This is a genomic window from Paraburkholderia terrae (assembly GCF_002902925.1).
GTDB lineage: Bacteria > Pseudomonadota > Gammaproteobacteria > Burkholderiales > Burkholderiaceae > Paraburkholderia > Paraburkholderia terrae.
The window spans coordinates 936,293-950,233 of record NZ_CP026113.1; the positions used below are offsets into that span (position 1 = coordinate 936,293).

12 protein-coding genes are annotated in these 13,941 nt (G+C 61.8%); 8 read left to right on the plus strand and 4 right to left on the minus strand.

Features of this window, described 5'->3' with window-relative positions; translation table 11 throughout:
• The first annotated feature begins 216 nt into the window (after positions 1-216).
• From C2L65_RS34070 to C2L65_RS34105, 8 genes are all read left to right on the plus strand, one after another.
• Positions 217-3,402, plus strand: a complete 3,186-nt coding sequence (locus C2L65_RS34070; protein ID WP_042311778.1) for an efflux RND transporter permease subunit — start codon at positions 217-219, stop codon at positions 3,400-3,402.
• A gap of 49 nt (positions 3,403-3,451) precedes the next feature.
• On the plus strand, positions 3,452-4,690 hold the full coding sequence (locus tag C2L65_RS34075) for an efflux RND transporter periplasmic adaptor subunit (protein WP_042311831.1): 1,239 nt from the start codon (positions 3,452-3,454) through the stop codon (positions 4,688-4,690).
• Positions 4,687-6,198, plus strand: coding sequence for an efflux transporter outer membrane subunit (locus C2L65_RS34080; protein WP_042311781.1), 1,512 nt, complete (start codon positions 4,687-4,689; stop codon positions 6,196-6,198). Before C2L65_RS34075 ends, C2L65_RS34080 begins: the two co-directional genes overlap by 4 nt.
• Before the next feature lie 78 nt (positions 6,199-6,276).
• Positions 6,277-6,963, plus strand: coding sequence for a heavy metal response regulator transcription factor (locus tag C2L65_RS34085; protein WP_007576885.1), 687 nt, complete (start codon positions 6,277-6,279; stop codon positions 6,961-6,963).
• Positions 6,960-8,423, plus strand: coding sequence for a heavy metal sensor histidine kinase (locus tag C2L65_RS34090; RefSeq protein WP_042311783.1), 1,464 nt, complete (start codon positions 6,960-6,962; stop codon positions 8,421-8,423). Before C2L65_RS34085 ends, C2L65_RS34090 begins: the two co-directional genes overlap by 4 nt.
• Before the next feature lie 133 nt (positions 8,424-8,556).
• Positions 8,557-8,742, plus strand: a complete 186-nt coding sequence (locus C2L65_RS34095) for a hypothetical protein (protein ID WP_007576887.1) — start codon at positions 8,557-8,559, stop codon at positions 8,740-8,742.
• Positions 8,743-8,958: 216 nt separating this feature from the next.
• Positions 8,959-9,429 (plus strand): DUF3280 domain-containing protein, encoded by a 471-nt coding sequence (locus tag C2L65_RS34100; RefSeq protein WP_345789604.1) that lies wholly within the window; start codon positions 8,959-8,961, stop codon positions 9,427-9,429.
• Positions 9,430-9,596: 167 nt separating this feature from the next.
• Positions 9,597-10,742 carry a cytochrome D1 domain-containing protein gene (locus C2L65_RS34105; protein ID WP_042311786.1) on the plus strand — a complete coding sequence of 382 codons (1,146 nt, stop codon included), beginning with the start codon at positions 9,597-9,599 and terminating at the stop codon, positions 10,740-10,742.
• Between the two features lie 237 nt (positions 10,743-10,979).
• On the opposite strand, the gene C2L65_RS34110 is transcribed toward C2L65_RS34105, so the two are convergent.
• Genes C2L65_RS34110 through C2L65_RS34120 form a run of 4 tightly spaced genes read right to left on the minus strand, consistent with a single transcriptional unit; the run spans position 10,980 to position 13,934 of the window.
• Positions 10,980-12,758, minus strand: coding sequence for a ShlB/FhaC/HecB family hemolysin secretion/activation protein (locus C2L65_RS34110; RefSeq protein WP_042311787.1), 1,779 nt, complete (start codon positions 12,756-12,758; stop codon positions 10,980-10,982).
• Between the two features lie 19 nt (positions 12,759-12,777).
• The gene (locus tag C2L65_RS34115) at positions 12,778-13,047 is read right to left on the minus strand and encodes a hypothetical protein (protein WP_042311790.1); all 270 of its coding nucleotides are present in this window, start codon (positions 13,045-13,047) and stop codon (positions 12,778-12,780) included.
• The gene (locus C2L65_RS45755; protein ID WP_156132348.1) at positions 13,044-13,493 is read right to left on the minus strand and encodes a hypothetical protein; all 450 of its coding nucleotides are present in this window, start codon (positions 13,491-13,493) and stop codon (positions 13,044-13,046) included. The genes C2L65_RS34115 and C2L65_RS45755 overlap by 4 nt, the downstream gene beginning before the upstream one ends.
• A gap of 9 nt (positions 13,494-13,502) precedes the next feature.
• Positions 13,503-13,934 (minus strand): hypothetical protein, encoded by a 432-nt coding sequence (locus C2L65_RS34120; RefSeq protein ID WP_042311792.1) that lies wholly within the window; start codon positions 13,932-13,934, stop codon positions 13,503-13,505.
• Positions 13,935-13,941: the final 7 nt, after the last annotated feature.

Consider the following 13,941-nt stretch of genomic DNA (forward strand, 5'->3'; position numbering starts at 1 on the left):
CGCAAAAACGCGCTCACGCTGAAACAGACGGTAATACGTGCATGCACGACAAATAGCATTCAAAGTCGAAAATGGCAAAACTGCCATTTTGGCGCCATCAGTTCGTTGGGCCTTGCGCACTAGCATTTACACCTGGTTGCCGCGGACGCGCAGAAAGACACTGACGCCGCTGCCTCACGTCACACTTGCGCGCTTCTTTCGGATACCAACACCTGTATGTGGATCGTCAATCTCGCATTGAAGCGGCCGTACACGTTCATCGTGATGGCCATATTGATCGTGCTGGCGACGCCATTCGTGCTGTTCACGACGCCCGTCGACGTGCTGCCGGAAATCAACATTCCCGTCGTCAGCATCATCTGGAATTACACGGGTCTGTCCGCCGAGGACATGGCGAACCGCATCACGTCCGTCAACGAGCGCAGCCTCACGACGACCGTCAACGACATCGAGCACATCGAATCGCAATCGCTCGCGGGCATCTCGATCATCAAGCTGTTCCTGCAACCGAACGCGAACATTCAAACAGCCATCGCGCAGACCGTTGCCGTTGAGCAGGCGCAATTGAAACAAATGCCGCCCGGCGCGACGCCGCCGCTCGTCATCAGCTATTCGGCATCCAGCATTCCCGTGATTCAACTGGGGTTGTCGAGCCCGCGTCTGTCCGAGCAGGATCTGAACGACACGGCGCTCAACTTCCTGCGTCCGCAACTCGTGACGATTCCCGGCGCAGCCGTGCCGTATCCGTATGGCGGCAAGAGCCGCCTGATTTCCGTCGATCTCGACACGCGCGCACTGCTCGCCAAGGGACTGACGCCGCTCGACGTTGTCAACGCCGTCAACGCGCAAAACCTGATTCTGCCGACAGGCACCGCGAAGATCGGACCGAAGGAATACACCGTCAACATGAACGGCTCGCCAACGACTGTCGCGGGTCTGAACGACATTCCCGTGCGCACGGTCAACGGCGCGACCACCTATCTGCGCGAAGTGGCGCACGTGCGCGACGGCTTTTCTCCGCAGACGAATGTGGTGCGCGAAAACGGCCGGCGCGGCGTGCTGATTTCGATTCTGAAGACGGGCAGCGCGTCGACGCTCTCGATTGTCAACACGCTGCGCGGGCTCTTGCCGAGCGCAGAGGCCGCGCTGCCGCCCGATCTCAAGGTCACGCCGCTATTCGATCAATCGGTGTTCGTGAAGGCCGCCATTCAAGGCGTGGTGCGCGAAGCCTTGATCGCCGCCGCGCTGACGGCCGCGATGATCCTGCTGTTTCTCGGCAACTGGCGCAGTACCTGCATCATTGCCATTTCGATTCCGCTGTCCATTCTGACGTCGCTGATCGCGCTGCATGCACTCGGCCAGACTATCAACATCATGACGCTAGGCGGCCTCGCGCTCGCGGTGGGGATACTGGTCGACGATGCGACGGTCACGATCGAGAACATCGAGCGGCATTTGCACATGGGCACCAATCTGCACGACGCGATTCTCGACGGCGCGGGCGAGATTGCTATTCCCGCGCTCGTGTCGACGCTGTGCATCTGTATCGTGTTCGTGCCGATGTTCTTTCTGACGGGTGTCGCGCGCTATCTGTTCGTGCCGCTCGCGGAAGCCGTGGTGTTCGCGATGCTCGCGTCGTACGTGCTGTCGAGAACCCTTGTGCCGACGCTCGCGATGCTGCTGATGGGGCACGCGCACAAGCGCGACGAGAATGCACGGCCGAATCTGTTCATGCGGATGTATCACCGTTTCGACCGCGGCTTCGAGACGATGCGGGCCGCGTACATCATGGTTCTCAGCAGCCTGCTGGTGCGGCGTCGGATGTTCGGCACGTTGTTTCTTGGCTTCTGTGTGGTGTCCTTGGGCCTGGTATTCGTGTTGGGCGAAGACTTCTTCCCACGCGTCGACGCCGGCGAGATACGCCTGCATATGCGCGCGCCGACAGGCACGCGGATCGAAGAAACGGCCCGGCTCGCCGATCAGGTCGAGAAGGTGGTGCGCGAGGTGATTCCGCCCGACGAACTCGGGACTGTGCTCGACAACCTCGGTTTGCCCTATAGCGGCATCAATCTCTCATACAGCAACGCCGGAACGATTGGCACGCTCGACGGCGACATCCTGCTTGCGCTCAATGAAGATCACAAGCCGAGCCTCGGCTATGTCGACCGGTTGCGCGCGATATTGCCGCAGCGTTTTCCGGGCACCGAGTTCTTCTTTCAACCAGCCGATATCGTCACGCAGATCCTCAACTTCGGCTTGCCCGCCGCTGTCGACGTGCAGATCGTCGGCGCGAATCAGGAAGGCAATCTGGACATTGCGCGCAAACTGCTCAAGCAGATCCGCGCCGTTCCAGGCGCCGTCGATGCGCACATCCAGCAGAAGCTCGACGAGCCTGTCATCAATCTGCAAATGGACCGCACGCGTTTGCAGCAGCTGAATCTCAACGCAAACAATGTCGCGCAGAACGTGTTGATCTCGCTGTCGGGCAGTACGCAGACGTCGCCGGGATTCTGGTTCAACCCGCGCAACGGCGTCGAATACAACCTCGCCGTGCAGACGCCGCAATATCAGATCTCGTCAGTGGATCAACTGTTGCGCACGCCCGTATCGGCATCGTTGACCGGGCCGACGCAACTACTCGGCAACCTCGTGCAGGTCTCGCCGCAGACCCAGTTCGCGATGGTCACGCATTACAACATCCGCCCCGTGATCGATGTGTTCGTGAGCGTCGAGGGGAGCGATCTCGGCAGCGTCGACAGGCAGATCGAAAAGATCGTCGATCAGGCGCGCGCGACGCTGCCGCGCGGCAGCCAGATCGCGATACGCGGCCAGGTCCAGACCATGCGCACGTCGTACTTCGGCCTTGGCATCGGCGTGGCGATGGCGATCGTGCTCGTCTATCTGCTGATCGTCGTGAACTTCCAGTCGTGGATCGATCCGCTGATCATCGTCAGCGCGTTGCCGGCCGCGCTGGCGGGCATCGTGTGGATGCTGTTCCTGACGGGCACGCATCTGAGCGTCCCCGCGCTGACGGGCGCAATCATGACGATGGGCGTCGCGACCGCGAACAGTATTCTGATGGTGTCGTTCGCGCGCCAACGCCTCACGGCGGGCGCGCCGCCGCTCACGGCCGCGCTCGAAGCGGGTGCGAGCCGGATCAGGCCCGTGCTGATGACGGCGTTCGCGATGATCATCGGCATGATTCCGATGGCGCTCGGACTCGGCGAAGGCGCCGAGCAGAATGCGCCGCTCGGGCGTGCGGTGATCGGCGGCCTGCTGTTCGCGACGGTATCGACGCTTTTCTTCGTGCCCTTGCTGTTCGCGGGCATTCACAGCCGGCTCGCGCATCGCAAGGCAATACGCGAGCACGGCGAGCAACAGCACGGTGACGCTCATGGATGACATGGCCGAGACGACGAGCACGGACACAGCCCGAACACGGACGATTGAGATGACTGAAAAAACGCATTCTTCGCTAGCGATACCCGCACGGGAGACCCAGGACGGGCACACGCTGCCGCCGCGCCATCGCGAATGGCGCCGCGCGAAGATCGCGGTCGTGATCGTGCTGATTCTGCTGGCGATCGGCGCGTTGCGGACTGTCGTGGCGAACATCATCCAAAGCCGTTCCGTCGCGCAAACCACGCAGCAAAACGCGAAGCAATACGTCGATGTGGTGACGCCGAAGCAGACGGATGGCAGCGCGGGCGTCACGGTCCTGCCGGGAACCTTGCGCGGCTACGTCGAGTCGCCCATCTTCGCGCGCGCAACGGGTTATCTGCTGCACTGGTATGCCGATATCGGCGCACGCGTACAGGAAGGGCAGTTGCTCGCCGAACTCGATACGCCTGAGATCGATCAGGAACTTGCACAAGCCGTTGCGCAGCGCGACCAGATGCAGTCGAGCCTCGGCCTCGCAAAGAGCTCGTACGAGCGCTGGCAGCAATTGCGTCAGCGCGACGCCGTCTCGCAACAGGAACTCGACGAACGGCAAAGCACCTACTCGCAGGATGTCGCCAATCTCGCCGCCGCCGAAGCGAACGTGAAGCGCTTGCGCCAGCTCGAAAGCTTCAAGCGCATCGTCGCGCCGTTCGCGGGCGTGGTCACGCAACGCAATGTCGATGTCGGCGATCTGATCGACGCGGGCAGCGGCACGAGCCGCGCGCTGTTCGCGCTCGCGCAGTCGGACCCGCTGCGCGTCTTTGTGCAATTGCCGCAGGCCTACGCGCAGAACATCAAGGTCGGCGAGGATGTTGTCGTCACGCAGGCGGAGCTGCCGGGCCAGCAGTTCCATGGACGCATCACGCACATTTCCGGCGCGATCGACGTGCCCACACGTTCATTGCAGGTCGAAGTGACACTGCGCAATCCCGACGGCAAGCTGAGGCCGGGCGCCTACGTGCAGGTCGCGCTGCCTTCGGGCGCACGCGCGCAGTTGTCGGTGCCGGGCAACGCGTTGCTGTTCCGCGCGGAAGGGCCGCGCGTTGCCGTAGTCGACAACGATGGCGTCGTGCATCTGCACAAGGTAACGATTGCGCAGGATCTCGGGCAAACGCTCGAAATCGAAAGCGGCGTCGAGCCGAACGACCGCGTGATCATCAACCCGAGCGATTCGATCGAGGACGGCGATCATGTCGTAGTGACGCGTCCGCAATCGCAGCCGCAGGCGAAGAACAAGGCGGCGTCGTGAATACCCTTATTCTTGCCGCGCGAACGAGTACGCTGGCCCTTGCGGCCACGCTGTGCGCGTGTACGGTCGGCCCCGACTACAAGACGCCGATGACGGACGCACCGCCCACGTGGCGCACGGATTCGTACTGGCGTCTTGCGCAGCCCTCGCATGCGCCGCTCGCGCCAGACTGGTGGAAGGCGTTCGGCGACGCGATGCTCGATACGCTCGAAACGCAGGCGCTTGCGGAAAACCAGACGCTCGCCGCCGCCAGCGCGCATTACGCGCAGGCGCGCGCCACGCTCGCCAATACGCGCGCGCAACTGATTCCCGAAGTTGATCTGTCGGCCTCGGCGGCACGCCAGCGCATTTCGAAGAACCGGCCCGCCACGAGCTTCACGGTGCCGAACCAGTCGATGGTGCAAAACGACTTGCAGATCGGCCCGACGATCAACTACGACGTCGATCTGTTCGGCCGCATCCGCCGTGAAGTGGAGGGCGCGCGGGCGTCGGCGGAACAGTCGCGCGACGACCTCGCGAATGCGCGGCTCGTGCTCACCACCGATCTCGCCACCGATTATTTCTCGCTGCGCGAACTCGACGCGGAAATCGACGTATTGAACCGCTCGGTGCAGTTACAACAGAAAGCGCTCGACTACGTGACGACCGAGCACGACCTTGGCGCCGTTTCCGGGCTCGACGTGTTGCAGCAGAAGTCGCTGCTCGATCAGACGCGCGTTCAGGCGCAGCTTCTCGTCACACAGCGCGAGGCGTTCGCGCATGCGATCGCCGCGCTCGTCGCGGTGCCCGCGCCGCAGTTTTCGATCGAGCCGAAAGTGGTCGAGTATTCCGTGCCTGCGATCCCGCTTGGCCTGCCGAGCGATGTACTGCAGCGCCGCCCGGATATTGCATCGGCGGAACGCGCGATGGCGGCGGCGAATGCGCAGATCGGCGTCGCGAAGGCAGCATTCTTTCCGAGCCTGACGCTGACGCCGGGCATCGGCTGGCAAAGCACGGACCTCGCGAGCCTGTTTAGCGCGCCGAGCCTGGTGTGGACACTAGGCACCGCGGTGAGCCAGGTCGTGTTCGACGGCGGGCGGCGCGCGGCCAATGTCGATTTCGCCAGCGAGGGCTACAAGGCTGCGCAGGCCAATTACCGCCAGACTGTGCTGACGGCGTTCCAGCAGGTGCAGGACGGTATCACGGGGCTTTCCGTGCTGGATAGCGCCGCGTCCCAGTCGCACGATGCCGTGGCCGATGCGCAGCGGCTGCTGTCGCTCGCCAACGACCGCTATTCGGGCGGACTCGTCGCCTATCTGGATGTGATCACCGCGCAGCAATCATTGCTGACGAGCCAGCGTACGGATGTGCAGATTCACGGCCAGCAGATGACGACATCCGTCGCGCTGGTGAAGGCGCTCGGCGGCGGCTGGGACGTGCAGCAAGCGGATGCGCAGCGCATGCCGGGCGATGCGGCAAAAGATGCATCGAATGATGCACGTGCATCGAGTACGCACCCACCAGATTGAAAGCAAACTGTAGAGGACGGGCTGAACAGGTTTGAAAAGCCTACTTATAATGAAGAGGACAATACAAAAGGAGCGCCCATGAAGCTGCTCATCGTGGAGGATGAATTCAAGGTCGTCGATTATCTGCGCCGTGGCCTGACGGAGCAGGGCTGGGTGGTCGACGTCGCGCTGGATGGCGAAGAGGGCCTGCATCTCGCGTCCGAGTTCGACTACGACATCATCGTGCTCGACGTGATGCTGCCCAAGCGCGACGGGCTCAGCGTGCTCAAGGCACTGCGCATGCGCAAGTCGACGCCCGTCATCATGCTGACCGCGCGCGATCACGTGAACGACCGTGTCCGCGGCCTGCGCGAAGGTGCCGACGACTATCTGACCAAGCCCTTTTCGTTTCTCGAACTGGTCGAGCGGCTGCACGCGCTCGCACGGCGCACGCGCGTGCAGGAATCGACGCTGATCTGCGTCGGTGACCTGTATGTCGATCTGATCGGGCGGCGCGCGACGCGCAGCGGCGTGCGGCTCGATCTGACCGCGAAAGAGTTCCAGTTGCTCAGCGTGCTCGCGCGCCGGCAGGGCGATATCCTGTCGAAAGCGATCATCACGGAACTCGTCTGGGACGTGAACTTCGACAGCCATACGAACGTCGTCGAGACGGCGATCAAGCGGCTGCGCGCGAAGCTCGACGGCCCGTTCCAGACCAAGCTGCTGCACACCATGCGCGGCATGGGCTATGTGCTCGAAGTCCGCGAGGAAGCGGAGGCATCATGACTCGCTCGACCCGTTCCATCGCACGACGTCTCGCGCTGCTGTTCGCGCTCGTCGCGCTGTCTGTTTTTACGCTGGTGGACACGGGGCTGTTCCTCGTGCTGCGCTCGCAACTGGAGCAGCGTCTGCGCGATTCGCTCGATAGCCGCACGGAAGTCGCGCGGATCATCGTGCATCACGCGATCAACCGCGACAAGTGGCGTATCGCGCAAGAGAAGCTGGCGGACATGACGCCACGCGACGGCACGAGTGCCTATTCGATTTCGAGCACGAATCCGCTGTTCAATTACGGCCACGCTGTGACGGGCACGATTGCGCAGCAATGGCGCGGCGACTATGCGCGCGTCACGAACAACGGCACCGACCATGACTTGCTGACGCGCACGCTGACCATTCCGCCGAATGGCGAGCGTCCGCAGGTGCAGTTGCAGGTGGCGACCAGTTACGCGCCGACCGAGCAGGCGTTGCGCGAATTCGGCCTTGCGTTGGCGGCACTGTCGGCGCTTGGTGCGCTCGGCGCGTCGCTACTGAGCTACTGGGTCACGCGCATCGGCCTCGCGCCCTTGCGCAGACTGACGGTGGACGCATCCGAAGTGAGCGCCGATAACCGCTCGCAGCGGCTGCGCACCACGGAACTTCCCTTCGAGTTGAACGATCTCGCCCATTCGTTCAACGGCGCGCTGGAGCGATTGGATCAGGCGTACGTGCGCCTCGAGTCGTTCAATGCCGACGTTGCGCACGAGTTGCGCACGCCTGTGACGATCCTGATTGGGCAGACGCAGGTGGCGTTGACCCGCAACCGTTCGGTCGACGATCTGCGCCGTACGCTGCAATCGAATCTCGAAGAGTTCGAGCGGATGCGCGGCATCATCAACGACATGCTGTTTCTGGCGCGCGCCGATCAGGGCGAGCGGGCGACGGAACTGGTCGAAGTCTCGCTTGCAACGGAAATTGCGCGCACCATCGAGTTCCTCGAAATGCCGATGGAAGAGGCCCAGGTGCAGGCGAAGTTGCACGGCGATGCGGTGGCGCGCGTCAATCGTTCGCTGTTCGGCCGGGCTTTCGCGAACCTGCTGATCAACGCGATCCACCATACGACGCCCGGCGCGATGATCCAGGTGACGGTGTCGCGCGAAGCGGGCCGCGTGTGGATCGCCGTGGCCAATCCCGGCGAGCCGATCATGCGGGACGTGCTCGATCACGCGTTCGACCGCTTTTATCGCGCGGAACTGTCGCGCACGAACAGCCGCGAGAATCACGGCCTCGGGCTGGCGATCGTCAAGGCGGTCGCCGATATGCACGGCGGCGTGGTGTTCGCGCGCAGCCTGGACGGCGTGAACACCTTCGGTTTTTCGATCATGAGCGCCGATACGGCGCGTCCGCCGAAAGCCGAGCCGCCCGCGAAGGACGCGCAGCCGCTTGCGTCGCGGCCTGTGGTGTCGGCGCCGCTCAAATCGCCGTGAGGCTGCCAGTAAGGTTAGGCGTCGAAACAGGTAAATTGATCCGCTTCATGGCCTCTGTTCAGGGGAATGACGGTCAAATTGACTGGGTACGCTGATGTTGTCGCTACAGAGCGTATCCGGCAAGGAGAACGAGGTGGATCTGATCGAAATGGCTAAGAAGTCCGGCATGCAGGTGCTGCTGGACGCGCAGATCGGCAGTCAGATGTATCACAGCGTCTGCGGGCCACTTTCAGCGTTGCAGCGATTTGCGGATGAGGTTGGTAAGGCGCTGGCTGCGGAAGCGGCGGCGCAGACTGCGGATTCGGTTTCCGAAACCTGATCTGCCGCCAGCGCGCTGCAGCGTTCAGGCGCGTTATCTGCTTCACGATCGGCCACGAGGGCGGGCGCGTCGGTGCGCCGACTTCATGTGTATATCGATCGTGGAGGGCATATCGCGTTGACCTCTTGCCGTTCCAACGCTGACATGTGTGGACTGCGGCGCGCTCGCGCGCTGTGTCGTCTGTTCGCTGCGGGCGCCGCACTCTGTACCGTTTCGGTGACAGTCGATGCCGCGCCGCCTGCCATCGCGCTGCTCGACTGCGTCGTGATCGACGACAACGCGGCGTACAACGATGCCTCCGTCACCCAGTCGCAACAGGCGCGCGCCGCGATGGCAAGCAGCGAGTTGCGCGCGCGTGTCGACCAGCGCGGCCTGTACAAGGTCGCGGACAATCGTCCGGCGGCGGCGCTGATCGACGGCTTCACGAAGACGCAGGACCTGAGCGCCTGTAACGGCTGCGAACTGGAGATCGGCCGCAAGCTCGGCGTGCAACGCGTCGGCGTGTGCTGGGTGCAGAAAATCAGCAACCTGATCCTCAACATCAATCTGCGCATCGAAGACACGGCGAGCGGACAGGTCGTGTTCCAGCGTTCCGTCGATATCCGCGGCAATACGGACCAGTCGTGGCGGCGCGGCGTCGATGCGCTAGTTGGTCTGCTCGCGTCAGAACCGGAAGCCGCGCATTGAGTCGCGCGCATCCATCGATTTCGGGAAAAACTCCCGGCCTTCCATGCTGTCATCCCGACGCGCGATGCGCTAACTTGAGCGTGGGTGAATCTGCCCTTGCGGCACAACGAATATGGCTCGCGCGACCCGACGCGGGCCCGTCGAACAACACTCCGCAGGAGACATCGATGCATTGCACGACCAGACATACACGCATGGCGGTATCCGTCGCGCTCGCCGTGCTGCTTGGCGCGGGTATCGGCCAGGCATCGGCAGCGTCCGTCGCGTACGTGACGAGCGAGACGAACGGCGTCGGCGTGATCGACCTCGATCAGATGACGCTGAAGAAGACCATCGCGCTTGGTAAGGACGGCCCGCGCGGGCTGAGCCTGACGGCGGACGGCAGCAAGCTGCTGGTGGCGAACAAGACGGGCGATCTGTCGGTGATCGATACGTCGACGGACGAGGTAGTCAAGCGCGTGAAGATCGGCAAGAACCCGGAGTTCGTGCGCGTGCATCGCGGGTTTGCTTATGTGACATATGAACCAGGCGAGAGCGGGCCGCCGCCGCAGGCGCTGGCGGCGAATCAGGGCGCTCAGGGCGCGGGCAAACCGGAAGGCAAGCCCGAAGGCAAGCCGGAAGCCGGCGCGGGCGGCGGCCCGGGGAAAGGCCACGACGACGATGACGACGCGAACGGCCCGCCCGCCGAAGTCGCGATCGTCGATCTGAAGACGATGAAGGTGGTGCGCTCGGTGAAGAGCGGGCACGAGACAGAGGGTGTGGAATTTTCGCCGGATGGGCGTGAACTGCTCGTCACCAACGAGGGCGACGATACGGTGTCGGTGTATCGCACCGGCACGGGCAAGCTCGTGCGCACGGTGAAGATGGACAAGGGCTCGCGGCCGCGCGGCATCAAGGCGTCGCCGGACCACAAGCAGTATGTGGTGACGCTGGAGAACACCAACAAGTTCGTCGTGCTCGACGCGGCGACGTTAAAGACACTGAAGACGGTCGATACGAAGATGGGTCCGTACGGCGTCGCGTTCGATCCCGAGGGCAAGCATCTGCTCGTCGCCGCCGCGCGCGACAAGACCTTGCAGGTGTTCGATGCCAAGACGTACGAGCACGTGACCGACGCGCCTGTCGGGCAGCGTTGCTGGCATTTCAGCTTCACGCCGGATGGGTCGAAAGTGCTGATGGCGTGCGGGCGCTCGAATGCCGTGTTCGTGCTCGACGCCAAGACCTATCAGACGGTCGGGCAGATTGGCGACTTGCCGCTGGCGTGGGGCATCGTGACGTCGCCGCCGAGTCAGGGGTCGATTGAGTCGCGGTGAAGGGGGGCGGGGGGCGGTTGAGATGGCGCCCTCCGCATTCAGGTGCAACATTTTGCACAATGGATTCGCCCGTTCTCAGGTCATCGATGCGACGGACTGCAATCCAGCAGCGCCGGTTGTATGCAGCGGACAACGCACAAGCACTAATCGCTAATCGCTACGAGAGCGGATATTAACGACTTGAAATGGTGCTGTTTGAGAGTGAATGGCTGTGCAAGGGGTAATGTACTCATTGCTCTAGAACTGGATCGTCACCTGTACCCCGGCCGTCACGCGCGCGGTTGGGAGTCCGGTTGGTTTGTAGATGGGCGTGCCCGCGAACAGGTCATACGAGAATCCCGCGTATTTCGCCGGGATGCCGCCACGAATGCCAATCACCGCGCCTGCGAGCTGGGTACACGCCAGAATCGCCGTGTTCGGGCCGAACACGCGCCCGTAGTCGATCCCTGCGTATAGTGACTGTCCCGTCTGGAAGATGGGCCATTGCAGTTCGTTGCGCCAGTAAAAGCCTTTCTCTGCCGCGAGCATCGTCTCGCCGTCGAAGCCGCGCACCGTGTACCGGCTGCCGATGGTCAGGTCGTCGAGGTAGAACAGCAGATCGTTGGTGAACTGGCCGTGAAAGGTGGTCACGTAGCGGAAGTTCTGCGACGCAACGGCGAACGGTATCGAAAGGTTTGCGTCTAGCACGGCCATTTTGTACAGATACGTCGGGTGTGCCTTGCTCTGCGTCGTCGGGTCGTACAGGTCTGGGTTCGGGTCGCCTGTCGCGCCGAGGCCGCGAATCCCCTGGCGGTACGCGAGCGTGCCGTCGAACTGTGCCGCGCCGAAGAAATGACGATCCGTTGTGCCTGCTTCAATGAACGTGTTGTTGCGGTCCTGAATCGGGATCGTCGTGCCTTCGATGAAGCTCTCGCCGAAGCGCTTCGATAGCTGAATGTATGCGCCGAGCACGTCGCTCTGGCTGCGCGAGAGAACGCGTGCGAGCCGGAATGCGGCCGTGTGCGAGTTGCCGCTGGACACAAACGTCTGGTTCACGCCTGCGACGTTCTGATAGTAGGTATTGGTGTTGCCCGAGAGCGTTGCCGTCCAGTAGCCCCACGGCACGGAGTACGAGCCGTTGAAACCGTGCGAGCCGAGCGCCTTGTTGCCGAACGACAGGTCCTGGTTCGCGCCGACCATGAACACGTCGTTCAGGCCGAGCGGGTTATCAATGCCGAGGCTCACGTTGCCTTGCCATTTGCCCGTTGCGTCTGTGCCCGAGTTGTCGGCTGAGACGACGAACGTCCAAGGCTTCGAGCGCTTGACGTTGAGCACGACATCGCTTTCGCCTGGCGCGTCGGTGGGTTCGATCTTCATGTCAACGTCCTGCGAAGCGACGCGCTTCATCTGCTCTAGCCCCTGCTCAAGATCGCGGAGATTCAGCAGGTCGCCGTCGCGCGCGGGAAATGCGGATTTCCATGTGCCGCGCGTGCCAGGGTCGGCAAAGCGCAGATGACGCACGACACCCGGCACGAGCGCGACTTTCAGTGTGCCCGTCGACATGTCCTGTTCGGGCAGCAGCACGCGCGTCGTCACGTAGCCGCGCGACAGGATCATCTGCTGCAATCCCTTCGTGAGTATGTCAAGTCCGGCCTTGCCGATGCACTCGCCCTTGTAATGATCGAGCCATTCGCGCGCGAACCAGAAAGGGTCGAGCGGGAGATTGGACGCGCCATGCTTGCGCGCGATATCGGGCAGCGTGGCCGGTACGTCGAGCGCGAACGTGTCAACGCGAAAGCACGGCGATTCGTGCGGAAGGTCGGGATACACCCCGGCCTTCGGCACGGTCGAGCGCACGGCGGGCGTGTTGACGTTCTGCTCCCGCTGCTGCGCGTCGCGTTGCTGTTGTAACTGCTGGTTCTGCTCCGCGTTCGCGCGTGCTGCTGCCGCTTCGGCTGCTGGCAACGGCGCGCGTGCGGACGCGAGTGTGACCAGGGCTGTGAGCGGCAGCGCCGCCAGCCTCTTGCTTAATTTCATTCGGTAATAGTCTTTGGTTCTAGTCTTTGGGCAAGTCCGCCAGCTTGTTCGCGATGTTGCGCGTATGTGCTTTGTCGCCGTCAAGACAAATGCGTTCGACTTCAATCCACCGGAGATATGCGTAAAGTTCCTCTGGTGTTTTTTGTTGTCGCAACATATTGCTAACGTGTGGAACATAGGAATCGTATTCGTCTTCAGCTTCCGGCGAATCACTAATCCCGATAGGGTCCCACTCGCGGAGCAGGATTCCCTTTACGTCCAAATCCAATCCTACGAACACTTTTTTCATTTGCCGGGTGCTCCTGGAATCACTGTCACTACAAGCCCTGTCTTGGAGTTCGTAACAACTCGAATGTTTTTCACTGGATCGTAGTATCCCTTTGTCCCTTCACGAGTAGGACAGACGACACTTACGATCGCAGTTAAATACTCATTCGGCGCTGCTGCATTCCAAATTTGAAATACCTGATAGACCCCGTTCCGGTCCGAATAAAACCTGTTGATATTGCCTTCGGAATCGATCGCGCACCTCGTTTTTTCGCCGCCCGGAATCGAGGAGTTGAAGAGATCGAGCGAACCGCTAGGCTCAGTATCAGCATTGGGACGATTGCCCGGCATACCGGGGGTGTGCTTAGGATTCGACTCAACTTGCAACCCATTATCGGCCGTTACTGTTTCGGGAATCGGGAGACGATTATTCTTGCCTCCGCTCGCAAGCGTCGCGTTGTCCGGCACATACCCTGATCAACTATTCGCACTATTCGCATAGAGATTTGTTAGCTCAGAAATCAAACGCGAATCTGGACCACGCGCGACCGCATCCCACGTCCGCATACCTATACCTTCAAGCAATGCGTTGAGCTTTTCTGTTCCATTGAAGTACAAAGCGTCCCAAACGATATCGGTCGGCAACCCATTCTCTATATCCCCCTGCGTCAAGAGGACTTCGAGTGCTCGCACATCTCGGCGTTGCGAAAGCTCAGGTCTGTGCGTAGCTTCAATAAGTCCACACCTTAGATTGATGCAAAGAAAGTCCATTACCGCTTGCTTCCATACTCCAGGATTGGCCCCATACTGCCCGCCAAAGAAATCCGGAAAGACTGCATTCGGCGTGAAGTCATCTAGAGCAGCAACAATGAGTTGTCGCTGGTAACTATCAGCTGGAAACGAGAACATTGGTTCC